Source organism: Halogeometricum sp. S1BR25-6, from assembly GCF_031624495.1.
Classification (GTDB): Archaea; Halobacteriota; Halobacteria; order Halobacteriales; family Haloferacaceae; genus Halogeometricum; species Halogeometricum salsisoli.
This window is the reverse complement of sequence record NZ_JAMQOP010000001.1, coordinates 859989-881348: the sequence shown is the minus strand read 5'-3', so window position 1 is coordinate 881348 and position 21360 is coordinate 859989. Positions and strand designations below refer to the sequence as shown.

Below are 21360 nucleotides of genomic sequence, written 5' to 3'. Positions count from 1 at the left end.
TCGCCTCCCCGACCCGTCTCCGAAGGCGTTAAGCCCCGACTGCGTAAACCACGGGGTATGAAGAAGGTCATCATCCGCGGCGACCCCGGCATCCGACGCGGCGCGACCATCGAACTCGACGGCGAGGAGGTCATCTGCTTCTCCATCGACCGGCAGGGCGACTACCACGGACCGGACCGCCCCCAGTTGTGGTGTACGGTCGGCACCGAGGACGAACGCGAGGCGTTCGAGAAGCGCGACTTCGTCCCGCACTTCCTCGACACCGTGGCCGTCGACGCCGAGGCGCTGACGATTATCTCGAAGCGGCCCTCCTCGTAGGCCGTCCCGACTCGGCCGACGCGAGCGACGGCGACTCCGACGTCGACTCGTTCCCGGCCGCGGCCGGCAGCGCGCTCCGGTCCACCTCGTATATCGTTATCGACCCCGACTGGTGAGCCACGCTGACGCCGGACGTCTCGAACGTTATCTCCCCGTAGCGGCCGCGTTCGCTCGGGCCGACCCAGACGTAGCTCACGTCGTACTCGCGGAGGAGTCGCGCGCGCGTCGCCGCGTCGCCGGTGTAGATGTCGTCGACGTCGCGGACGCGTTCGTAGTAGGCGTCCGGGCCGCGGTAACCGACTTCGTGGCCCCACCCCGCGACTGACGGGATGCCCGTGAGACTCGACGCCGGGTTGGCGTTCCAACTGTACATCACGCGCTCGCGGCCGTCGTCACCGTCGGGGTAGTAGCTCGTTCCCGGCGCCTCGACGAGGACGGGCGTCCCCTCGCGTTCGTCCAGCCAGTCGATGGCTTCGGCCTGCTGGGGGTGGTACGTCTCGACGAACTGCGTCGCGTCGAGCGTCGTCCCGGCGGGCGGTTCCTCCTGTAAGTGCGCCCCGACGGCGGCGACGCCGTAGACGCTCGTCGAGACGACGAGGAGGCAGACGAAGGCGACGGCGGCCATCCGTCGTCGCGTCCCGTCGCCGGAGCCGTCGGCGGCGACGGAGGGGGCGGCCTCGCGCACGCGGGAGGTGACGCGCGCCGCGCTCGGAACGCCTCGAATCAGACCGGCGAGGGCGACGCCCATCGCCGGCGCCCACAGCACCCACACCTGCATGTACGTCTTGAACACCGTGTTCATCCGGCCGGGGCCGGCCTGCTCGTTCACGTACACGACTTCGACCAGCGTGACGAGACCCGCGCCGGCGACGACGAGCACCGTCTCGTAGCCGACGGGCGCGTCCGACCGGAGGGCGACCCAGCCGAACACGACGAGCGGAACGGAGACGACGAGGGCGGCCAGCCCGATTTGGGTGCCGACGTAGGCGGCCGCGAAGACGCCACCGACGAGGTAGACGGGGCGGCGGACGCGGAGGCGTGAGAGCAGGTACGCGGCGAAGCCGACGACGAACGCGCCGTGGACGAGGAGGAGACCGCCGAGGCTGCTCCGCATCTCCGGGCCGAGGAAGTCGACGGTCCGCTCGCTCCCGCTGACGGCGGTGCCGAGGAAGAACGGGGCGGCGACGGCGACGGCGAGGACGGCGCCGAGGACCGTGACACCGAGGGCGACGGCGAGGCGCGTCGCCTCCGCGGAGAGCCGGGACCCGGTCCGGGACTCGGGTGCGAGACGGTCGCCGATCCGCGAGAGACCGGGGACGAGCGTCCGCGGGTCCGCGGGGGCGAGCGCGACCGACAGCGTTCCGAGCGCGAGGACGCTCGGGAAACTCCACGTGTTGTGAATCGCCTGCCAGCCGGCGATGACCGGAATCGCGGTCAGGAGGAGGCGCCGGCGCCGCAGGTCCGCCGCGGGGGTCCGGTAGTAGGCGTAGCCGACGGCGGCGGCGAGAACGAGAAAGGAGGTGCCGGTCATGTGCGCGTGCAGGTCGCCGTTCAGCCACGAGAACAGCGGGAACTCGTTGATGGTGTCGGGGATGACCCGCGATGCGCTCCAGTAGGAGAACGACTCGAACCCCTCCAAGAGCGTCGCCACGGTGTACTCGCTGTTCTCGGCGACGAACCCGGCCGCCGGCCGCCGCAGACCCTCCGGCAGCAGGAGGATGCCGAACCGCCACGCGGTGACGAGGTTGGCGGCGAACCCGACGAAGAACGCGCCGATGCCGCCCGCCACGCGCCGCGAGAGGTCGTGGTCCTCGCCGACCGTCGCGGCGAGTTCGTAGACGGCCGTGACGAGCATCGCGTAGAACCCCGAAAGCGCGAGGTTGTAGGCGAACCGCGTCGGCGTCCCGGTCAGCCACGCGAACAGCGTGGTGACGAGGTGGCCGCCGTAGTAGTACTTCACGCGCGTGCCGGCGAACCACATGTCCTCCGGCGGGAGGACGGACGCCCGCCGGAGGCTCTTCAGCAGACCGTAGTCGAGAAACTTCTCCCCGCCGCCCGCGAACACCGCGGGGTCGTACGCCCGCACGAGGACGAGGAAGGCGAACGAGAGGAGGAAGACGGCGGCGGCGTCCAGTGCCGGGCCGCGGGGGACGTCGACGGCGAGTTCGACGCGGCCGTCGCGCAGGGCACCGACGTTGAGGGCCGCGAGGGCGGAGACGGCGAAGAGGACGACGACGCCGGCGAGCAGCGCCGGGAGGCCGAAGGCGACCTGGCCGACCCAGTACGCCGGAATCACGAGCACGAGCGTCGCCGCGGGGACGGCGAGGCCGACGCCTCGGCCGCGGGTGTCGGGGAGGAGACGGGCGGCGAGGGGGACTCCGGCGGCGAAGAGGGCGGCGTAGAGAACCACCCAACGAAGGACGAGCGCGTACTCCATTCTCTACGGGACGAACCGCGGGCGGGCACAATACGTCTTGTGATGGCCGCCGAGCACCGCCTCGGTGCCCGAGACCGCTCGCCCCGACCGGTCCGAAAATCGACAGATGCCCGGAGCAGTTCGTTTTTTATCCTCGCCACACCGAATCCACGCCAATGGACCGAACCGTGGGGGTCGTGGTCCCCGCCTACCGTCCGGACCTCCAGCGTCTCGAGGCCTACGTCGACGCCCTCCGGGAACACGTCTCGCCGGCCGTCGTCCGCGTCGAACTCGACGCGCCCGGACCGGGCGTCCTCGACCGTCTCGACGACCTGCCGGCGACGGTGCACGCCGTCGACGGGCGCCGCGGCAAGGGCGCGGCCGTCACCGCCGGGTTCGAGGCCCTCGTCGACGAGGTGGACGTGCTGGCGTTCGCCGACGCGGACGGGAGCACGCCCGCCGAATCGTTCGCCGCGGTCGTCGACCCCGTCCGCAGGGACGAGGCGGACCTCTCGGTCGGGTCGCGACGGCACCCCGCCGCTGTCGTCGAGTCCCACCAGACGTTCGCCCGCCGCCGCCTCGGCGACGGCTTCGCGTGGATCGCGCGCCGCCTCCTCGACGAGCGACTGTACGACTACCAGTGCGGCGCGAAAGCGCTCTCGGCGGAGGCGTGGCGCTCGGTGCGCCCGCACCTCTACGAGGCGGGGTTCGCGTGGGACATCGAACTCATCGCCGTCGCCGGCGCCCTCGGCGAACGCATCGTCGAGATACCCGTCCGGTGGGAGGACCACCCCGGGTCGACCGTCTCGCCGGTGGACACCTCGCTCAGTCTGGCGGCCGCGCTCCTCAGTTCGCGGCACCGCGCCCGCACCATCCGCGAGAACAGACTGCACACGTTCCTCGAAGCGACGCGGGAGCACGAACCCGCACTGGTCGAACGACAGGGGGAGACGCCCGACACCTCCGAATGAGCGAGCGCACCCTGTCGGCACTCCTCTCCGGCGTCCGCTTCGGCAAGTTCGCCTCCGTCGGCGCCGTCGGCGCCGTCTTCGACGTGACGACGACCACCGCGCTCATCTTCCTCTTCGACGTGCTGAACGAGTACGCCAAACTCGTCGGCGCGGAGGTGGCCATCGTGGTCATGTTCTTCATCAACGAGCACTGGACGTTCGCCGACGCCGGCGAGGGGGGCCTCCTCCCGACGCTCCGGCGCCTCCTCACCTCGAATCTCGTCAGAAGCGGCGGCCTCGCCGTCCAGTTCCTCGTCGTCCGGGCGTTCCGCGAGGCCGGGTTCTCCTACGTCGTCCTCGGCGTCGACGTCTGGCAACTGCTCCCGATTCCGCTCGCCATCGGCGCGTCGATGCTGTTGAACTACGTCGCCGAGAGCCTGTTCACGTGGCGCATCACCGGGTCGTGAGCACCGGTGGAAATTGACATACGGCGGTCGAATCACAATCCTTAACCGTAACCCGCGGTTTGGTTGATGTAGCGGGATGGGATAGCCAGGAGATTCCGCCGGGCTCATAACCCGGAGATCGGTAGTTCAAATCTACCTCCCGCTATTCTCCTGAACTCACACTCCCGAGCGCCGAGTCTTGTCTCGGCGCGACGACGTATTTCTGTGCGAAGAGTGCAGGGGTGATTTGAACGAGAGAATCGAGCATCAGCGAGATTCTCGTCGTTCAAATCTACCTCCCGCTATGGTTTTGCCGGACTCAGTTCCCAAGCGAGGCGTTTCATCGCCGAGCGACGGCCGAGTTCGGCACCATAGCTCCGAGGAGATTTGAACCGAGGAGCGACGTGAGCGTCGGCGAACGGAGCGACCGTGGTTCAAATCTACCTCCCGCTATTCTCCTGAACTTCACACTCCCAAGCGATGCGTTTTATCGCACCGTGACCACGTGTTTTCGGAGGGAGTACAGGGAGTTTGAACGAGAGAACCGAGCGATAGCGAGGTTCCCGTCGTTCAAACCTACCTCCCGCGATGCCTCCCGAACTCGCACGTCCGAGCGAGAGGATTGAACTAACAGTTATTACGTCGTCCGCATATCGCGGTACCGTGACCGACCGCCTCCAGAAACTCCGCTCCCGTCTGTTGGCGTGGAACTGGGAGGAGTGGAACCATCCGTCGAGAGCGACGCTTCTGGTCCCCGTCTTCACGCTCCTCGGCGGAGTCGGGGGTATCCTGCTCACCACCAGTCTCGTCCACCGCGGATACGACCCCCCCGGAGCGCTCTTAACTGCGGTGTTCTCGGTGGGAGCGCTGTGTCTCGGACTCGTCGTCCTCGCGCTACTGGACTGAGTCGTCCCCGGAACGACGGAGGCGAAGTCCGCTCAACTCCCCGTGAAGTCGATTCGGCTCCCCGTCGACAGGTCGTGGTCGCCGGACTCGCCGAGGTGTTCGAAGGAGAACTCGTCGTCGGTCAGGTACACCTCGCCGTCGGCGACGGTCACGTCGAACGTCGAGAGGACGGCGCCCTCGCAGGGGCCGAAGTCGCAGTATCCCGAGTCGCGTTGGAACGTCGCGCCGTGCTTCTGGCACACCAACTCGCCGTTTCTGACGTAGGCGCCGGACCCCTTGTCGAGGCGCACGTCCGTCCAGTGCGGGCAGGAGTTCTCGAAGGCGACGACCGTTCCGTTCCCGAGTCTCGTCAGGATAGCCTCGCTCGTCTCCGTACCCGCGCGGACCGTGAAGAGCACGGTGCCGTCGGAGGGGACGTCGTCGGCGGCGATAATCCGGCGCTCGTCGTTCATGGCCGGCGTACGGGCGCGGGCGGTTCAAGGGTAGCGGTTCGGACATTCGTGGTGCGTCCGGGGTCCCTACTCCCCCGCGTAGTGCCTCCGTTCCACGCGCGCGTCGAACAGTCGCGAGAGCAGCGTCGTCACCGGGCCTCCAAGGGACGAGGTCCCTCCTGTCTCCGACCCCGAGGGCTCGGAGACGCCGCCGAGTTCGATGCCGTCCACGCGTTCGACGGGGCGCAGTTCCCACGTCGTGTTGGTGACGAACGCCTCGGTCGCGTTGCGCAGGTCGTCGGGGACGAACGCTCCCTCGCGGACGGGGATACCCTCCTCGCGGGCGACGTCGAGCACCGCCGCTCGCGTGACTCCGGGAAGGACGGGGCCGTCGAGACTCGGCGTGCAGAGGGCGTCGTCGCGGACGAAAAAGAGATTGCTCGTCGCCCCCTCGGCCAGGTTACCGTCGTCGTCCAGCATCACCGCCTCGTCCGCCCCGGTGACGCGGAGTTCGAGGCGCGCGAGGATGCCGTTCAGGTAGTTGTGTGTCTTCGCCCGCGCGGGAATCGCTCCGTCGGGGACGCGGCGGGTTTTCACCGTCTGGAGCGTCGCCGGCCCGTCCCAGACGGGGTCGCCGCCCCGCCCGCCTCGGGGGAGCGGTTTGACCTGCACCACGACGGTCGGGTCCACCTCGGGACCCGGCGTCAGCTTCCCCGGTTGGACGCCACGGGTCACGGAGAGTTTGACGTAGGCGTCCGAGAGGTCGTTCGCCGCCAGCGTCTCGTCCACGCAACGCTTCAGTTCCGCGTCCGAGAGGCCGTGGTCGAGTTCCAAGATATCGGCGCCCTCGGCGAGGCGGTCGGCGTGCGCCTCCCAGCGGAACACCTCGCCGCCGTAGGCCCGGAGCGTCTCGAAGAGGGCATCGCCGTAGGCGAACCCCCGGTCGCGGACGTTCACCGTCGCCTCCGAGGCGGGGACGAGTTCGCCGTCCACGTGAAACAGGAGTTCGTCTCCGTCTCCGCTCCCGTCTCCGGCGGCGTCCTCAGTCATCCCCGCCTCCGCACGACTCGACGAAGTTCGCCACGAGGCGCTTCCCGCGGTCGGTGAGGACGCTCTCGGGGTGGAACTGCACCCCGACGTGCGGTCTGTCGCGGCGGCGGACGCCCATCACCACCCGTCGTTCGTCGTCGGTCCACGCCGTCTCGACCAGTTCGTCGGGCACGTCCGCGCGTTCGACCGCCAGCGAGTGGTACCGGCCCGCCTCGAATCGGGCGGGCAGGCCGGCGAAGACGCCCTCGCCGTCGTGTTCGACGGGAGTAGACTTCCCGTGGACCACCTCGGGCGCGTGCCCGACGGGCGCGCCGAGGGCCGCACACAGCGCCTGGTGCCCGAGACAGACGCCGAGCGTCGGGTACGAGAGGTCGCGGAACACCGGCACCGAGACGCCGGCGTCCGCGGGGGTTCCGGGGCCGGGCGAGACGACGACGCCGTCGGGGTCGAGCGCGCGGATTCCCGCGACGTCGACGGCGTCGTTGCGGCGGACGGTCACCCGGTCGGCGAACTCGCCGACGTACTGGACGAGGTTGTACGCGAACGAGTCGTAGTTGTCTATCACCAGAATCTCCGTCATCTCGCGGAGTCCCCCTCGTTCTCGTTTCCGTTTCCATCCCTGTCACAAACGCCGCCGCCGTCGACAACGCGCATCTGCCGTTCGTTCTCGTCGCCGAGGGCTTCGTCGACGGCGTCGACGAGTGCGCGCCCCTTCGCCATCGTCTCGTCGTACTCGGCGTCCGGGTCCGAGTCGTGGACGACGCCCGCGCCGACGCGGAGGTGGTACTTCTCGCCCGCCCGGACGAGCGTCCGGATGACGATGTTCAGCGTCGCCCGGTCGTCGAAGCCGAAGGCCGCGATACTTCCGGTGTAGGGGCCGCGGCGGGTCGCCTCCACCTCCTCGATTATCTCCATCGTCCGCGGTTTCGGCGCGCCGGTGATGGTGCCGCCGGGGAAGACGGCGGCCACCGCGTCGGCGACGGAGACGCCGGGCCGTCGCCGTCCCTCCACGACGCTCACGAGGTGCATCACCGCCGAGTAGCGGTCGACGCGGCGGTACTCGGACACCTCGACGGACCCGTACTCCGAGACCTTCCCGAGGTCGTTTCGCTCCAAGTCGACGAGCATCGCGTGCTCGGCCCGTTCCTTGTCGTCCTCGCTCAAATCCCGTTCGTTCGCCGCGTCCTCGTCGGGCGTCGACCCGCGGGGGCGCGTCCCCGCGATGGGTTCGGTGACGAGTCGGTCGCCGTCGACGCGGACGAGCAGTTCCGGACTGGCGCTCACCAGGTCGGCCTCCGGGAACTCCACCAGCGCGGAGTACGGCGCGGGGTTGACCCGGCGGACGGCGTCGTAGGCTGCGACGGGGTGGACCGCCGCGGGGGCGACGAGTCGCTGGGAGACGTTCGCCTGGAAGGTGTCGCCCTCGCGGACGGAGCGTTTCACCGCGCGTACCCGGTCGCGGAACGCCGCCCGCCCGCAGTCGCTCTCGAAGCGAATCTCGTCGCGTCGCACGGGCGCCGGCCCGACGCTCGGGTCGCCCGAGACGGCGTCCTCGGCGAGTTCGCGGGCGCGTTCGACGGCGTCGTCGTACAGGTCGTCGAGGGCGTCATCGCTCCGGGCCTCGGGCACGCGCGGGCACGCGGTCACCCGCAGGGTCGTCTCTCCCGTCTCCCCGCGCGGTTCCTCCCACGCGGCGACGCGGTCGAACAGGCCGAGTCGGAGGTGCGGGAGACCCCGGTCGTCGTCGGTCAGGTCGGGGAGCGATTCGAGTTCGCGCGCGACGTCGTAGGAGAGCCACCCGAACAGGCCGCAGGGGTAGGGTACCTCGACGCCCGTCTCCCCGCGGACCAGCGTCTCGTCGGCGAGAGCGGCGTCGAGCGCTGAGAGCGACGGCGAGGACGCCGCGCGCGGTCCGCCCCCGTCGGACGTCTCGGTCAGCGTCTCGGCGTCGCTTCCGACGCGGAGGCGTTCGACCGGGTCGGTGCCGAAGTAGCCCCACCCGGACTGCCCGCCGGTCGTTTCCAAATAGAAGCCGTCGCCGCCGTCCTCGCGCGCCCGCCGGTAGGCGTCGAACGGGTCCGTCACCGGCAGGCGGAGTTCGACTGGAACGCGCGCCCCCGCAGGAGCGTCCGCGGCGGCGGTTCGGAACGCCGCCCGTCCGGTCGCAACGGTCGGCGTGGGCGAGTCGGTCATGTGGTCGGACGTAGGAGACCGGTCGGTAAACGAGTTCGTGATACCGGCGAGTAGAGCCAGCGTCCGCGCCGCGGCGTTACGCGTCGTGGTCGGCCGCGCGGTCGATCCAGCGCTGGACGCGCGTCTCGGAGACCTCTATCTTCTCGGCGAGGTCGGCGACGTCGGCAGTCGCGAGGTCCTCGACCGTCTCGATGCCGACGTCGGCGAGGCGTTCGGCGTAGGCGGGACCGATTCCTTTCACGTTGTCGACGGGTTCGGCGTCACCCGACGCCATCGCCTCCCCCGGTTCGGCGTCGCCGGCCGCGTCCGGTTCGTCCACGTCCTCCTCGACGCTCTCGCCGGGGTCGGTGTCGGCCTCGATATCCGTGTCCATCTCGTCGGACGACGGCCCGACGGCTTCGGCGGGTTCGGCCGCCTCGGCGGGTTCGTCGGGGGCGTTCTCGTCGTCGAGGAGCGTGTCGGTCGACGCCGCCGCGTCCGCGTCGGAGGCGGCCGTCTCCTCGGCGCCGTCCGACTCGTCGCTCTCGACGTCGGCGCCGTCGTCCTCGGCGGCCTCGTCGCTTCCGACGTCCGACCCCGCGTCCGCGTCCACGCCGGCGTCCTTGGTCGTGGTGGCGCCGACGGCTTCGGCGGGTTCGGCCGCCTCGGCCGCGTTCCGCTCCTCGTCGACCATCGAATCGGTCGACGCCGCCGCGTCCGCGTCGACCGTGGCCGCCTCGTCGGCCTCGTCGGTCTCGGAGGGTTCGGCCTCCTCGATGACGGTCTCGGGGTCCTCGTCGGTCTCGACGCTCTCGACCGCTTCGGCGGGTTCCCGTCCCGCCTCCTCGTCGACCAGCGTGTCGGTGGAGGCCGACGCCTGCGTCTCCTCTGAGACGGGTTCTTTCACGGCGGACTCGGACTCCGCGTCGACCTCGTTCCGCGTGTCGCGCTCGACCGAAACGCGCGTCTCACTCCGCGACGAATCGGTAGAAGGCGTTTCGTCGCGGCCGAGAAGCGACCGCAGCGACGACTTTATCGAGTCGAATATACCCATTGTGTCACCGTATGAACGCCGCTTATTTAAAAATCGTTACCTCGCCGTCTGCCTATCCGAGATTCGCTCTGAGGGCGTCGTTCATCGCGTCAACGGGGGCGTCCCGACCGGTCCACCGCTCGAACGCCTCGACGCCCTGAAACAGCAGCATCCACGCGCCGTCTATCGTCGTCGCGCCCGCGGCGGCCGCTTCCCGGAGTAGGCGCGTCTCCACCGGCGCGTACACCGCGTCAAGGACGGCGAGTCCCCCGTGGAGGCGGTCGGCGGGGACCGGCGTCTCGTCGGACTCCATCCCGACGCTGGTCGCGTTCACCAACACGTCCGCGCCGGCGAGTTCGTCCAGGGTATCCAGTCCGCCGCCGGTGGCCCCTCGGACGTCCGCGGCGAGTTCCGTCGCCCGTTCGGCCGTCCGGTTCGCCACGTGGACCGACGCGCCGGCGTCGGCGAGGGCGAACGACGCGGCGCGCCCCGCCCCGCCGGCCCCGACGACGACGGCGTCCGTCCCCTCAAGCGGCACGTCGTGGTGCGCGAACGACCGTCGGACGCCCGCCGCGTCGGTGTTGTACCCTCGCGGCGTCTCGCCGGTGAAGTCGACGGTATTCACCGCGCCGATGCGGGCGGCGAGTTCGTCCGGTTCGACGAGGTCCACCATCTCCTGTTTGAAGGGAATCGTCACGTTCAGTCCCGCGATTCCAAGCGCATCGGCGCCCGAGACGGCCGTCGGGAGGTCCTCCGGCGACGGTTCGAAAGTGACGTACCGCGCCTCCATCCCGAGGCTGTCGTACGCCGCCTCGTGCATCGGCGGCGACAGCGAGTGGCCGACGGGGTTACCGAGGAGTCCGAACACCTGCATGGCCGTGGCGTTTCGACGGGAGGGGGATAAGTGCCGCCGAGTCGGCATCGTCTGCGGTTCCCTACCATCTCGCGGAGCGGAAACGTACAGAACAGGGCTGTTCCTCCGGTCTGTGGGCTTTCATTCCTCCGGGCGACGGAGAAAGCACGAGAGAGGCGTCGGGGTTCGCCGCCGCCGGGACCCGCGCCGCCTGCGGGAACTCACGGCGAGGAACGTCCGCGGCGAATCGCTGCCCGAACCCGGTCGGGCGGACTGAGAGCGCGCCGGGGACTCAGTTGCGCACCGCGCATCCGTTCGTTTCGGTGTTTTCCCGTCGAAAAGCGGCAATAACTGTTTATAACGTGGCCGAGATAGCTTCTCGTATGGGTGGTGAGCGGTCGCCATGAGCCGAGCGATTCTCGAGGGGGACGAGGAGTTCCTCCGATCCCTCCTCGAGAGCACCACCGAGGGGATACTCGTCATCGACACCGAGAGCCGGATTCGGTTCGCCAACCCCGCTATCGAACCCATCCTCGGCTACCGGCCGGAGGAGCTGATCGGACGAGAGAAGATGGTCATCATCCCGGAGCGACTGCGGTCGGCCCACAAGGAGGGGTTGTCACAGTATCTCGACACCGGAGAACGACACATCGACTGGACGGGCGTCGACCTCCCGGCCCTCCACAAGGACGGCCACGAGGTTCCGGTGTCGGTGAGCATGGAGGAGTTCACCTATCGAGGCGAACGGCTGTTCTGCGGCGTCTTCACCGACGTGACCGACCGGAAGCGGCGGGAACGACGCCTCCGCGAACAGGCGGACGAACTGGAGGAGTTCGCGGGCGTCCTCTCGCACGACCTCAGGAACCCGCTCTCCGTCGCGCAGGGGTACCTCCGGTTGGCCCGCGACGACGACGACAGCGAGGTGCTGCGGAAGGTGACCGAGTCCCTCGACCGGATGGAACAGATAATCGACGACACGCTGGCGCACGCCCGGGACGCGCAGACGGCCGACGAGACGGAGGTGACGCCGCTCCGAGAGCTGGTCCAAGCGGCGTGGCAGAGCGTCGTTACCGACGAAGCGACGCTCGTCCTCCCGTCGGAGCGGTGGCGCATCCGCGCGCACGAAGGGCGGGTCCGGCAACTGGTGGAGAATCTCATCCGCAACGCTGTGGAGCACGGTTCGACGGGCAGTGAGACGGAGTCTCACGACGCAGTCGAACGCGGTGCCGAGGGCGGCGACGGCGGGTCCGACGGGGACCGCGTGACGGTTCGCGTCGGCGTTCTCGACGAGGAGGACGGCTTCTACGTCGAGGACGACGGGTCGGGTCTCCCGGACCACGTCAAGGCGCAATGGGAGGAATCGGTCGAATCGACGTCGGACCACACCGGCGGCTACGGGTTGAACATCGTCCAGACGGTCGCGGCCGAACACGGCTGGGAGATGCGGGTCGCGGACGCCGAGTCGGGCGGCGCGCGCTTCGAGTTCCGCGGCGTGTCGTTCGTCCACTAAGCGACCCACCGGGTCCGAGCGCCCGCGCGGAGACCGAACGCTCGCCCGCCGTCGTGACAACCGACGGAAACGTTATCTCCCGCCGGCTCCGACCGTCCTTCCGTGCTAAATCTCGACAGACAGCGGCGAGACCTGAGACGCGACGGCGCGCGGTTCCTCGTCGGCGTCGCCGGCCTCCTCGTCGCCGAACTCGTCGTCCCCGCCGCGTCGTTCTTCACCGCCGACGGCGCGGTCCACGGCTTCCTGTTCGGCGCGTCGCTGGGCGTGCTCCTCTCGGGGGTGTTCCGCGCGACGGCCCGGCAGGCCCTCTCCTCGACGCTGGCGCTCGGCGTCGGGTTCGCGCTCGGCGCCGTCGTCGACCTGTTCTGAACCCGCGCCGCGTCGCTCGGCCGGCCGCTTCGTCGGCTTCGCCGGCTTCGACGCGCTTTAGCGTCCCGACCGGCCAGTGCCTCCCGTGATAGCCGTCGTCGTCAGCCGCGCGGACAGCGCATCGGTCCACATCGGAGAGCGCCTGCTCGAACTCGGCGAGTGGGACGAGCGGACCGACGACTCGCGCCCGGACGCCGCGGGCGGCGGGACCTACTACGAGAACGAGGATTTCGAACTCCGCGAGTTCGACGACCTGCACATCGAACTAGCGGGCGCCGCCGACGCGTTCTCCGGGTCGCCAGCGTTCGTCGCGTTCGTCTCCCGGCACTCCGGCGAGACGGGACCGCTCCTCACCGCCCACTTCACCGGCAACTTCGGCCCCGCGGAGTACGGCGGCGAGGAGGGAACGTTCGCCCGCGCCTGCCCGAACGCGGGGAAAGCCGTCGTCCAAGCGTTCGACCGCCACGCGCCCGAGGGGTACGAAGTTGGCGTCGAATGCACCCACCACGGCCCGACGGACGTCGGCGCGCCGGCGATGTTCGTCGAACTCGGTAGCGGCGAGGACGAGTGGGGGGACCCCGAGGGCGCCCGCGCCGTCGCTCGCTCCGTCCTCGACCTCTCGGGGGTCGACGCCGACCGGGACCGACAACTCGTCGGCTTCGGCGGCGGTCACTACGCCCCCCGCTTCGAGCGCATCGTCCGCGAGACGGACTGGGCGGTCGGCCACATCGGCGCGGACTGGCCCCTTGACGCGATGGGTTCGCCCGAGAACGGGGACAACCGCGAGGTGATCCGCCGGGCGTTCGAGGCCTCCGACGCCGAGTACGCCGTCGTCGACGGCGACCGGCCCGAGTTGGTGAGGGTGATAGAGTCGCTCGGCTACCGCGTCGTCACCGAGACGTGGACCCGGGAGACGGCCGGCGTCCCCCTCGACGGACTCGACGAACTCGAATCAACCCTCTCGCCCGTCGAGGACGGCCTCAGACTCGGCGCCGACGCGGGTGACGCGAACGGCGACTACGCGGTCGTGTCGCTCCCGGACGACCTGCTCTCCGAGGCGGCCGGCGTCGACCTCGACGCGGCCCGCGAGGCCGTCTCCGCGAACGCCGTCGCGTTCGAGACGCGGGAGGGCGGGACGAAGGCGGCGGGGCGGGCGGCGCTCCTCGACGAGGGACGCTACGACGATATCGTCGAGTCGCTGGCGGCGGTCCTCCGGGGGAAGTACGAGGGAGTTTCGATAGAGGAGACGGCCGTCGTCGCCGTCCGTGAGTCGTTCGACGCCGCGGCGGCCGCCGAGTTGGGCGTCCCCGAGGGGCCGGCGTTCGGGAAGCTTTCGGCCGGGCGGCCCGTCGAACTCGACGACCGCGAGGTGACGCCCGACGAGGTGCGCTCCGAGGAGAAAGTGATCTTCAGGATATAGTCGGGGAACGGGTCACGAATCCGTCATCTCGGGGCGTCCGACGGACGTCGGACGCGGAGGGGAAAGATAATTAGGCTCCATTCGGTAAGGATGCTCATAAATGGACTCTATCGTCGACGACGCGATTGACGAAGCCGAGGAGACGGGGGATGGGAGGTCCGTCGACGGGCTCGAGGACGACCAGCCGCGCCGAAGCGGCACGATGACCGACGACGAACTGAAGGACGTTCTACAGGACTTACAGACGGACATCACCGTCGTCGGCTGCGGCGGCGCCGGCGGTAACACCGTCAATCGGATGCACGAGGAGGGCATCAAGGGTGCGAAACTCGTCGCCGCCAACACGGACGTGCAGCACCTCGTGGAGATAGAGGCCGACACGAAGATTCTCATGGGCGAGCAGAAGACGCAGGGCCGGGGCGCCGGGTCGCTCCCGCAGGTCGGCGAGGAGGCGGCGCTCGAATCCCAAGAGGAGATTTACGGCGCCATCGACGGCTCCGACATGGTGTTCGTCACCGCCGGTCTCGGCGGCGGCACGGGGACGGGTTCGGCGCCCGTCGTCGCCAAGGCGGCCCGCGAGTGCGGCGCGCTGACCATCGCCATCGTTACGACGCCGTTCACGGCCGAGGGCGAGGTCCGCCGCACGAACGCCGAGGCGGGTCTCGAACGCCTCCGCGACGTGGCCGACACGGTCATCGTCGTCCCGAACGACCGCCTCCTCGACGCGGTGGGCAAACTCCCCGTGCGGCAGGCGTTCAAAGTGTCCGACGAGGTGCTCATGCGCTCGGTGAAGGGAATTACGGAACTCATCACGAAGCCCGGTCTCGTCAACCTCGACTTCGCCGACGTGAAGACGGTGATGGAACGCGGCGGCGTCGCCATGATCGGTCTCGGCGAGTCCGACTCGGACTCGAAGGCGCACGACTCCGTCAAGAGCGCGCTCCGGTCGCCGCTGCTCGACGTCGACATCTCCGGCGCCAACTCCGCGCTGGTGAACGTCACCGGTGGCTCCGACATGAGCATCGAGGAGGCCGAAGGCGTCGTCGAGGAGATTTACGACCGTATCGACCCCGACGCGCGCATCATCTGGGGCACCTCCGTCGACGAGGAACTCGACGGGACGATGCGGACGATGATCGTCGTCACCGGCGTGGAGTCGCCGCAGATATACGGCCGCAGCGACGGCGGCGAATCCGAACCCGAGAGCCGCTCGGAACCGCAGGCGCAGACGCACCAGCAGGAACAGGATATCGACTTCGTCGAGTAGTCGGACCCGTCCCCGCGCGTCCGCGTCGACCCCGTCGACTGCGTCCGTTCTCGGGCGCCGAGCGTCCGGAACGCCCGGATTCGACGGGTTCGACTCCGCTCGACTCCGGTCTCGCGACCCCGGTTGTATCAATAGATAGAAAAAGCCCGCCGTCTAAGCCACGGGCAACATGGACGTCAAGTACGACCTGAACAGTTACGTGCGGGTGCTGAAGCTGGCGAGCACCCCCTCGTGGCAGGAGTTCTCTCAGATCGGTCTCATCGCCGGTGCCGGCATCTTCCTCGTCGGCTTCATGGGCTTCGTTATCTTCGCGCTGATGACCTTCCTCCCCGGGGGTGCGTAGGCGTGCCCATCTTTGCCGTAAAGACGACCGCGCGACAGGAGCAAACCGTCGCCGATATGATCGCAAACCGCGAGGAAGAGGAGATTCACGCCGTCCTCGCCCCCGACTCGCTCACGAGTTACGTGATGGTCGAGGCGGACAACAACGCGGTCATCAACCGCGTCTTAGAGGAGATTCCGCACGCCCGCGGCCTCGTCGGCGACGGCCAAGCCACCTCCAGTATGGCCGAAGTCGAGCACTTCCTCTCGCCGACGCCCGACGTTGAGGGCATCGCGGAGAGCGACATCGTCGAACTCGTCGCCGGGCCGTTCAAAGGCGAGAAGGCGCGCGTCCAGCGCATCGACGAGACGAAAGACCAGGTGACGGTCGAACTGTACGAGGCGACGGTCCCGATTCCGGTCACGGTCCGCGGAGACCAGATCCGCGTGCTCGACTCCGAAGAACGCTGAACGCCCTCGTCGGGGTCGGAACGCCGCGTAACCGCTCGACTTTCTTCCGTCCGACCGTCCGACCGCGGCGCCGCCGACGGCCGACGCTCGCCGCCCGGTCAGAGCGCGCCCCGTTCTTCGAGCGTCTCGACGACCGACGTGAGGTCCGTCTCCGACTCGATTTCGGCTTTCACCCGCTCCCGTTCGCGGACGTGCGAGGAGTTCGCGTCGTAGGCGCGGACGAACTCCGCGCGCGAGTGCTCCTCGAAGGCGTGGCGGATGGCGAAGTAGCCCTCGGGGACGACGGTTCCGCATATCTTGCACTCGTGTCGGTCGTGTTCGACCGTCTGGTGGATGACCGCGTCCGCCGCCGTCTCGAACCGCCCGTCGCACCCGGCGACGCCGCACTTCCACAGGGACATACAGAGTCGGACGGATACCGGGGACTAAACCGTTCCGCAGCCCCGAGAGCCCCCGCTTCGACCCGTCGCCGTCCGGTGACTGTGCGACGCCGTCAGTCCGAAGATAGTAATCCCTAACCGGGGTGACGCCGGACTGACAGACGTGACCGCTCCGTCCGCCGTCGCGGGGACTTCCCGCGTCGACATGCACGTGAAGGTGTTGGACGAGCGCGTCGCATCCCGAGCGAAAGCCCGCGGCATCGACGTGCTGGTGTACGCGCCGCACTTCACGCGCCTCCCCGACATCCGGGCGAGGGCCGAGGCGTTCACCGACGACGAACTGCTGGTCGTCCCCGGCCGCGAAGTGTTCACCGGCACGTGGCGGCGTCGCCGACACCTCCTCGCGGTCGGTCTCTCCGACCCGGTACCGGACTTCATCACGCTCAACGCCGCCCTCACCGCGTTCGACCGACAGGGCGCCGCCGTCCTCGTCCCTCACCCCGGCTTTCTCAACGTCAGCTTCGGCCGCGAGGACGTCCGCGCGCACGCCGACGAGATTCACGCCGTGGAGACGCACAACGGGAAACTGTTCCCCCGGCAGAACCGCCTCGGCCGCGAACTCGCCGCCGAGTTCGACGTGCCCGGATTCGGGTCGTCGTACGCGCACCTCCGCGGAAGCGTCGGCGAGGTGTGGACGGCGTTCGAGGGGAGCGTCGACTCCGAGGCGGAACTGGTCGCCGCCCTCAGAACCGGCGCTCCCCGGCGCGTGTTCCACCGCTCGGGCGTCGGCCACCGCCTGCGCTCGGCGGCGGAGTTCGCTCACCTCGGCGTCGAGAACTCGTGGGGGAAGGTGGACCGACTGCTCTTTTCGGGGACGGAGCCGACCCATCCCGACCACGCCGCCTACGAGGGGAAGTTCGACGACGTGCGCGCGTACTGACCCGTCGGCTCAGGCGGTCCGGCCCTGTTCGCGGCCGACGACGAGGTAGAGAACGACCACGATACCGGCGCCGACGAACGACCCGGCCAATCCGCCGATGAGCGTCGCCACCGTCCAGAGCAGTCGGTGCGGGTTGTCGTTCTTCCCGGCGTCGTAGTAGACGAATATCGCGGGGGCGACTCCGAGGACGAAGCCGAGGAGGAAGATGACGAGCAGTTCGGGACCGCCGGGAATCCCCGGAAACAGCGGCGTCGGTCCGAGCGCGCGAACGGCCGAAATTTGTAGAATTGCAAACACGTCCAGGCGTTCTCGTTCTCGTTATTTGTCAGTACCGGTCGTTACCAACTGTTCACAACCCCAACAGCACGGCCGCCTCCGAGAGCGGCGTGTCCAACGCGAACACGTAGTAGTGGACGACGGCGAGGGCGGCGAGTTCGAACGCCGTCACGACGACGGTCACCGTCGTCGCCCACCGACTCGACGTGGCGACGCCCGTCGGCAGGTCGTACTCCGTCGGGGACAGCGGGTAGAACAGCGCGATGCCGCGCTTGGAGCCGACGACGTCGAGGACGTAGTGCGTCGCCACGCCCACCCAGACGAACTGGAGGTTGCCGAAGACGTACGGGAAGGCGACGAAGAGGGCGAGCACTGGGAGGTTGTGCAGCGTCTTACGGTGCCTGCCGAGCGCCGTGTCCACGTCCGGGAACAGGGCGCCGAGGATTATCGGCAGCGACAGTTCCGCGACTCTCGTGGCCGCCGTCAGCGCCAGCGCCGACGGCGTCTCCTCGACGAGAGGGCCGGCCGTCGGGTCGACGGCGAGGATGACGCCCAACCCCACCGCCAACAGCGCGCCGTTCAGGACGTGCCCGTCTTTGTTCATCGGGTGACTGTCAGGCGCCGAATAATACAAGCGTTGTGCCACGCGCCGAATCGTCCGACACTCGTCTGACGGCGGCTGGCTCATCCGCGGGGGTCGTGGGCCCGTCGTTCCGCCCGCCGCCGTCGCCTCAGCGCCGCGACCGAACCGCCGTCTCCACCGTCTTCAGGGCGGCGCGGGCGAATCGCTCTTTTACGTCCAATCGGTCGCCGCCGAACTCGTGTCTCGCCGCCGTCGTGTAGGAGTCGCCGCTGCCCCACTCGCCGCGGTAGGCGACGCCGACGTACACCGTCCCGACTGGTTTCTCGTCGGTGCCGCCGCCGGGGCCGGCGACGCCCGTCGTCGCCACGCCCCAGTCGGTGCCGGCGGTGTCGCGGACGCCGGCGGCCATCTCGCGGGCGACGGGGTCGGAGACGGCGCCGTGTCCGTCCAGCGACTCCCGCGAGACGGCCAGTTCGGCCAGTTTCGCATCGTAGGAGTAGGTGACGACAGAGCGGTCGAAGTAGTCCGACGACCCCGGCACGTCCGTTATCAGAGAACCGACGAGGCCGCCGGTGCAGGACTCCGCGACGGCCAGCGTCTCGTCGGCGTCCCGGAGGGCGTCGCCGAGGCGTTCTTCCACGGGCGGGTCGTCCGCGAACTCGCGCATGGACGCCGAGACGCGGGGGGTCGTGAAAAGTCGTCCTGCCGACGGCGAAAGAGCCACCTCCCCCGCGTCCGAGACGACGGACGATGAGCGCGGACGAGACGGCCAACGACGAGTACGACGAGCCCCTGTTCTTCCGAGTGATGCAGTACGCGGCGCGCGCCGACGGGGACGTGGTAGGGATGGTGTCGGGCAACCCCGACTGGGAACCGCCCGAGGCGCTGAGAGACGGCCTCCGGGAGTACGCCGACGCCGACTCGCGGCAGTTTCAGTACCCCGCGAGCGAGGGACTCCGCTCCCTGCGCGAGGAGATAGCGACCCGGCGGAACGTCGACGCCTCGCGAATCGTCGTGGCGAACGGGACGGGCGAGGCGAACTACCTCGCGATGGCCGGGGCGATGGAACGCGACGCCGGGACGGAGTTCCTCCTGACCGACCCGGTGTACCCCTACTACCCGGGAAAGACGACGATGCTCGGCGGCACCGCCACGAAGGTGCCCGTGTTGGAGAGCGGCGACCCCGACGTGGCGGCGATGCGGGAGGCGGCCTCCCCGGAGACGGCCGCCGTCCTCGTCAACACGCCGAACAACCCGACGGGCGCGGTGTACGACCGCGAGACGGTCGAGTCGCTGCTCGCTATCGCCGAGGAGAACGACGCCCTCCTCATCGTCGACGAAGTGTACGACCACTTCGACTTCTCGGGGGAGTTCGAGAGCGCCCTCACCCTCGACTCCGACCGCGTCGTCGTCACGACGGGGTTCTCGAAGTCGATGGCGATAACGGGCTTTCGGGTCGGATACGCCGTCTTCCCCGAGGACCTCGTGGAAGCCGCGAAGACGCGCCACATGCTCGTGAACGTCGCCACCACGCGGCCGGGACAGGTCGCCGTCCACCGCGCCCTCGAAGAGACGCCGACCGAGTACTACGAGGAGACGCGCGAGATGCTTCGGGAGCGCATCGCGTCGTTCACCGACGCCCTCGACGCCGCGGGCGCGACGTACACGACGCCGAAGGGGGCGTTCTACGTTATGGCGCGCTTCGAGGATTTCCCGGGAACGATGGCCAACGTGGAGAAACTGATAGACGAGGCGGGCGTCGCGGGGATGCCCGGCGAGGCGTTCGGCGAGGCGTACGACGACTGGATTCGGTTCGCCCTCGTCACGCCGCGCGCCGACGAGGCGGCCGAACGCCTTGCCGACTACTTCGCCTGAGGGGCGGAACGCGCCGGCGACGGCCACAACGATGGCGGCCACGGCCCCTCCCGTCGGCCGCGGGACGACGGGACCGACGAGTACACAAGCCCCGACCGCGTGCCTCCGGCCATGACGAACATCGACGTCGAACCCGTCGACCGCGTCGACGACGACGCGCACGACGACCACGCTGACGCGGACGACCCGGAGGAGTCGACGGAACTGTCGGTCGACGTGGAGACGCGGACGACCGACGGGACCGACCTCCCCGACCGAGTCGACGCGCCGGAGTACGTCCTCTACGGCGGGAAGGGCGGCGTCGGCAAGACGACGATGGCGGCCGCGACGGCCCTCGCCTCGGCCGCCTCGGGCGTCTCGACGCTCGTCGTCTCGACGGACCCCGCCCACTCGCTCTCGGACACCCTCGGCACCCCGGTCCCCGCCGAACCCGCACAGGTGCGCGACGACATCCCTCTGTACGCCTCCGAGATAGACCCCGACGAGGTCATCGAGGGGCCGTTCGCGGCGGACGAGGGGACGGGCGGGTTCGACGCCGCCGACCGCGACGCCGACGACAACCCGTTCGAGGACGACGGGAACGGCGCGGGCGGACTCGGCGGCGGGTCCGGTGCGGGTCCCGGACAGGGCGGCGGGGCCGGCCAGAATCCCTTCGGGATGGACATGGGCGGCATGGAGGACGTGCTCGGCGACATGATGGGGCCGGGGTCGATGCCCGGCGCGGACGAGGCGGCGGCGATGCAGCAACTGCTCGCGTACCTCGACGATCCCCGGTTCGACCGGGTCGTCGTCGACACCGCGCCGACGGGACACACCCTGCGACTGCTGGAATTGCCCGAACTGATGGACTCGATGCTCGGACGCATCGCCCGCATGCGACAGCAGTTCTCCGGGATGATGGACCAACTGAAGGGGATGTTCGGCGCCGGGTCCGGACAGGAGACGGCCGACTTAGACGAACTCCGCGAGCGAATCGAACGGCTACGGACGGTGCTGCGCGACCCCGAGCGGACGGACTTCCGGGTCGTGATGATACCCGAGGAGATGAGCGTCGTCGAGTCCAAGCGGCTCATCGACCGACTCGACGACTACGAGATTCCGGTGCAGACGCTCGTCGTCAACCGCGTCATGGAGAACCTCGCGGACGTGACGACGACCCCCGTCGACTCCGAGTGGGTGGTCTCGCCGAACCTCGAAGAGTGCGAGTTCTGCCAGCGCCGGTGGGCCGTTCAGCAACGCGCCCTCCAGCGCGCGACGGACCTCTTCCGCGGCCGCAACGTCAAGCGGGTTCCCCTCTTGGCCGACGAGGTGAGCGGGGAGGATGCGCTGCGCGTCGTCGCGGCGTGTCTGGCCTGAACGGCGTCACTTTGGGC

The 21360-nt window shown here is 69.3% G+C and carries 24 protein-coding genes and 1 tRNA gene; 14 read left to right on the top strand and 11 right to left on the bottom strand.

The features are described 5' to 3' along the window. Positions 1-57 precede the first annotated feature (57 nt). Positions 58-318, top strand: a complete 261-nt coding sequence (locus NDI76_RS04625) for an HAH_0734 family protein (protein ID WP_310922840.1) — start codon at positions 58-60, stop codon at positions 316-318. On the opposite strand, the gene NDI76_RS04620 is transcribed toward NDI76_RS04625, so the two are convergent. After that, positions 293-2755, bottom strand: coding sequence for a DUF2298 domain-containing protein (locus NDI76_RS04620; RefSeq protein WP_310922839.1), 2463 nt, complete (start codon positions 2753-2755; stop codon positions 293-295). The two genes, NDI76_RS04625 and NDI76_RS04620, sit on opposite strands and share 26 nt — an antisense overlap. A gap of 155 nt (positions 2756-2910) precedes the next feature. Here NDI76_RS04620 and NDI76_RS04615 point away from each other — a divergent pair, with 155 nt between their 5' ends. The 4 genes from NDI76_RS04615 (at position 2911) to NDI76_RS04600 (ending at position 5036) form a co-directional block, all read left to right on the top strand. Further along, complete coding sequence (locus tag NDI76_RS04615) at positions 2911-3705, top strand: glycosyltransferase (protein WP_310922838.1); 795 nt, start codon at positions 2911-2913, stop codon at positions 3703-3705. Further along, positions 3702-4151, top strand: coding sequence for a GtrA family protein (locus NDI76_RS04610; protein WP_310922837.1), 450 nt, complete (start codon positions 3702-3704; stop codon positions 4149-4151). The genes NDI76_RS04615 and NDI76_RS04610 overlap by 4 nt, the downstream gene beginning before the upstream one ends. 70 nt (positions 4152-4221) lie before the next feature. Beyond that, a tRNA-Met gene (locus tag NDI76_RS04605) sits at positions 4222-4296 on the top strand. A 497-nt stretch (positions 4297-4793) separates the two neighbouring features. Further along, the gene (locus tag NDI76_RS04600) at positions 4794-5036 is read left to right on the top strand and encodes a hypothetical protein (protein ID WP_310922836.1); all 243 of its coding nucleotides are present in this window, start codon (positions 4794-4796) and stop codon (positions 5034-5036) included. Between the two features lie 32 nt (positions 5037-5068). Here NDI76_RS04600 and NDI76_RS04595 read toward each other — a convergent pair whose 3' ends face one another. The 6 genes from NDI76_RS04595 to NDI76_RS04570 form a co-directional block, all read right to left on the bottom strand. Continuing rightward, positions 5069-5488 carry a Rieske (2Fe-2S) protein gene (locus NDI76_RS04595; protein WP_310922834.1) on the bottom strand — a complete coding sequence of 140 codons (420 nt, stop codon included), beginning with the start codon at positions 5486-5488 and terminating at the stop codon, positions 5069-5071. Between the two features lie 66 nt (positions 5489-5554). Beyond that, the gene (locus tag NDI76_RS04590) at positions 5555-6517 is read right to left on the bottom strand and encodes an aminotransferase class IV (protein ID WP_310922833.1); all 963 of its coding nucleotides are present in this window, start codon (positions 6515-6517) and stop codon (positions 5555-5557) included. Continuing rightward, on the bottom strand, positions 6510-7097 hold the full coding sequence (locus NDI76_RS04585) for an anthranilate synthase component II (protein ID WP_310922832.1): 588 nt from the start codon (positions 7095-7097) through the stop codon (positions 6510-6512). Before NDI76_RS04585 ends, NDI76_RS04590 begins: the two co-directional genes overlap by 8 nt. Then, positions 7094-8710, bottom strand: a complete 1617-nt coding sequence (locus NDI76_RS04580) for an anthranilate synthase component I family protein (RefSeq protein ID WP_310922831.1) — start codon at positions 8708-8710, stop codon at positions 7094-7096. Before NDI76_RS04580 ends, NDI76_RS04585 begins: the two co-directional genes overlap by 4 nt. Before the next feature lie 76 nt (positions 8711-8786). Further along, positions 8787-9743, bottom strand: coding sequence for a helix-hairpin-helix domain-containing protein (locus NDI76_RS04575; protein ID WP_310922830.1), 957 nt, complete (start codon positions 9741-9743; stop codon positions 8787-8789). A 52-nt stretch (positions 9744-9795) separates the two neighbouring features. Beyond that, the gene (locus NDI76_RS04570) at positions 9796-10596 is read right to left on the bottom strand and encodes a shikimate dehydrogenase (RefSeq protein ID WP_310922829.1); all 801 of its coding nucleotides are present in this window, start codon (positions 10594-10596) and stop codon (positions 9796-9798) included. Between the two features lie 382 nt (positions 10597-10978). Between NDI76_RS04570 and NDI76_RS04565 the strand changes: the two genes are divergently transcribed. From NDI76_RS04565 to NDI76_RS04540, 6 genes are all read left to right on the top strand, one after another. Continuing rightward, positions 10979-12085, top strand: coding sequence for a sensor histidine kinase (locus NDI76_RS04565; protein ID WP_310922828.1), 1107 nt, complete (start codon positions 10979-10981; stop codon positions 12083-12085). 102 nt (positions 12086-12187) lie between these two features. Then, positions 12188-12454: a hypothetical protein gene (locus NDI76_RS04560; protein ID WP_310922827.1), complete on the top strand. Its 267-nt coding sequence runs from the start codon at positions 12188-12190 to the stop codon at positions 12452-12454. An 85-nt stretch (positions 12455-12539) separates the two neighbouring features. Next, positions 12540-13874 carry a D-aminoacyl-tRNA deacylase gene (locus NDI76_RS04555; protein WP_310922826.1) on the top strand — a complete coding sequence of 445 codons (1335 nt, stop codon included), beginning with the start codon at positions 12540-12542 and terminating at the stop codon, positions 13872-13874. 100 nt (positions 13875-13974) lie between these two features. After that, positions 13975-15141 (top strand): cell division protein FtsZ, encoded by a 1167-nt coding sequence (ftsZ, locus tag NDI76_RS04550; protein ID WP_310922825.1) that lies wholly within the window; start codon positions 13975-13977, stop codon positions 15139-15141. 169 nt (positions 15142-15310) lie between these two features. Beyond that, a complete protein-coding gene (locus NDI76_RS04545) occupies positions 15311-15484 on the top strand; it encodes a protein translocase SEC61 complex subunit gamma (RefSeq protein ID WP_008389097.1) in 174 nt (57 codons plus the stop codon). Positions 15485-15486: 2 nt separating this feature from the next. Further along, positions 15487-15933 (top strand): transcription elongation factor Spt5, encoded by a 447-nt coding sequence (locus NDI76_RS04540; RefSeq protein ID WP_310922824.1) that lies wholly within the window; start codon positions 15487-15489, stop codon positions 15931-15933. A gap of 98 nt (positions 15934-16031) precedes the next feature. On the opposite strand, the gene NDI76_RS04535 is transcribed toward NDI76_RS04540, so the two are convergent. Further along, a complete protein-coding gene (locus NDI76_RS04535) occupies positions 16032-16334 on the bottom strand; it encodes a DUF7565 family protein (protein ID WP_310922823.1) in 303 nt (100 codons plus the stop codon). A 184-nt stretch (positions 16335-16518) separates the two neighbouring features. On the opposite strand from NDI76_RS04535, the gene NDI76_RS04530 reads away from it, so the two are divergent. Further along, complete coding sequence (locus NDI76_RS04530; protein WP_310923864.1) at positions 16519-17253, top strand: PHP-associated domain-containing protein; 735 nt, start codon at positions 16519-16521, stop codon at positions 17251-17253. 9 nt (positions 17254-17262) lie between these two features. On the opposite strand, the gene NDI76_RS04525 is transcribed toward NDI76_RS04530, so the two are convergent. The 3 genes from NDI76_RS04525 to NDI76_RS04515 form a co-directional block, all read right to left on the bottom strand. Further along, positions 17263-17550: a hypothetical protein gene (locus tag NDI76_RS04525; protein WP_310922822.1), complete on the bottom strand. Its 288-nt coding sequence runs from the start codon at positions 17548-17550 to the stop codon at positions 17263-17265. A gap of 52 nt (positions 17551-17602) precedes the next feature. Continuing rightward, positions 17603-18133, bottom strand: a complete 531-nt coding sequence (locus NDI76_RS04520) for a metal-dependent hydrolase (protein ID WP_310922821.1) — start codon at positions 18131-18133, stop codon at positions 17603-17605. Positions 18134-18260: 127 nt separating this feature from the next. Next, complete coding sequence (locus NDI76_RS04515) at positions 18261-18779, bottom strand: CinA family protein (protein WP_310922820.1); 519 nt, start codon at positions 18777-18779, stop codon at positions 18261-18263. Between the two features lie 83 nt (positions 18780-18862). On the opposite strand from NDI76_RS04515, the gene NDI76_RS04510 reads away from it, so the two are divergent. Together NDI76_RS04510 and NDI76_RS04505 are read left to right on the top strand one after the other, a co-directional pair. Continuing rightward, on the top strand, positions 18863-19987 hold the full coding sequence (locus NDI76_RS04510; RefSeq protein ID WP_310922819.1) for a pyridoxal phosphate-dependent aminotransferase: 1125 nt from the start codon (positions 18863-18865) through the stop codon (positions 19985-19987). Positions 19988-20098: 111 nt separating this feature from the next. Beyond that, positions 20099-21343 (top strand): ArsA family ATPase, encoded by a 1245-nt coding sequence (locus tag NDI76_RS04505; RefSeq protein ID WP_310922817.1) that lies wholly within the window; start codon positions 20099-20101, stop codon positions 21341-21343. Positions 21344-21360 lie beyond the last annotated feature (17 nt).

Excerpts from the sequence above, each read along its gene's own strand:
- NDI76_RS04570 (WP_310922829.1), bottom strand. The coding sequence starts at position 10,596 with ATGCAGGTGTTCGGACTCCTCGGTAACCCCGTCGGCCACTCGCTGTCG.
- NDI76_RS04520 (WP_310922821.1), bottom strand. The coding sequence starts at position 18,133 with ATGAACAAAGACGGGCACGTCCTGAACGGCGCGCTGTTGGCGGTGGGG.
- NDI76_RS04585 (WP_310922832.1), bottom strand. The coding sequence starts at position 7,097 with ATGACGGAGATTCTGGTGATAGACAACTACGACTCGTTCGCGTACAAC.
- NDI76_RS04565 (WP_310922828.1), top strand. The coding sequence starts at position 10,979 with ATGAGCCGAGCGATTCTCGAGGGGGACGAGGAGTTCCTCCGATCCCTC.
- NDI76_RS04625 (WP_310922840.1), top strand. The coding sequence starts at position 58 with ATGAAGAAGGTCATCATCCGCGGCGACCCCGGCATCCGACGCGGCGCG.
- NDI76_RS04505 (WP_310922817.1), top strand. The coding sequence starts at position 20,099 with ATGACGAACATCGACGTCGAACCCGTCGACCGCGTCGACGACGACGCG.
- NDI76_RS04545 (WP_008389097.1), top strand. The coding sequence starts at position 15,311 with ATGGACGTCAAGTACGACCTGAACAGTTACGTGCGGGTGCTGAAGCTG.
- NDI76_RS04515 (WP_310922820.1), bottom strand. The coding sequence starts at position 18,779 with ATGCGCGAGTTCGCGGACGACCCGCCCGTGGAAGAACGCCTCGGCGAC.
- NDI76_RS04610 (WP_310922837.1), top strand. The coding sequence starts at position 3,702 with ATGAGCGAGCGCACCCTGTCGGCACTCCTCTCCGGCGTCCGCTTCGGC.
- NDI76_RS04530 (WP_310923864.1), top strand. The coding sequence starts at position 16,519 with ATGCACGTGAAGGTGTTGGACGAGCGCGTCGCATCCCGAGCGAAAGCC.
- NDI76_RS04575 (WP_310922830.1), bottom strand. The coding sequence starts at position 9,743 with ATGGGTATATTCGACTCGATAAAGTCGTCGCTGCGGTCGCTTCTCGGC.
- NDI76_RS04620 (WP_310922839.1), bottom strand. The coding sequence starts at position 2,755 with ATGGAGTACGCGCTCGTCCTTCGTTGGGTGGTTCTCTACGCCGCCCTC.
- ftsZ (WP_310922825.1), top strand. The coding sequence starts at position 13,975 with ATGGACTCTATCGTCGACGACGCGATTGACGAAGCCGAGGAGACGGGG.
- NDI76_RS04510 (WP_310922819.1), top strand. The coding sequence starts at position 18,863 with ATGAGCGCGGACGAGACGGCCAACGACGAGTACGACGAGCCCCTGTTC.
- NDI76_RS04580 (WP_310922831.1), bottom strand. The coding sequence starts at position 8,710 with ATGACCGACTCGCCCACGCCGACCGTTGCGACCGGACGGGCGGCGTTC.
- NDI76_RS04535 (WP_310922823.1), bottom strand. The coding sequence starts at position 16,334 with ATGTCCCTGTGGAAGTGCGGCGTCGCCGGGTGCGACGGGCGGTTCGAG.
- NDI76_RS04595 (WP_310922834.1), bottom strand. The coding sequence starts at position 5,488 with ATGAACGACGAGCGCCGGATTATCGCCGCCGACGACGTCCCCTCCGAC.
- NDI76_RS04590 (WP_310922833.1), bottom strand. The coding sequence starts at position 6,517 with ATGACTGAGGACGCCGCCGGAGACGGGAGCGGAGACGGAGACGAACTC.
- NDI76_RS04615 (WP_310922838.1), top strand. The coding sequence starts at position 2,911 with ATGGACCGAACCGTGGGGGTCGTGGTCCCCGCCTACCGTCCGGACCTC.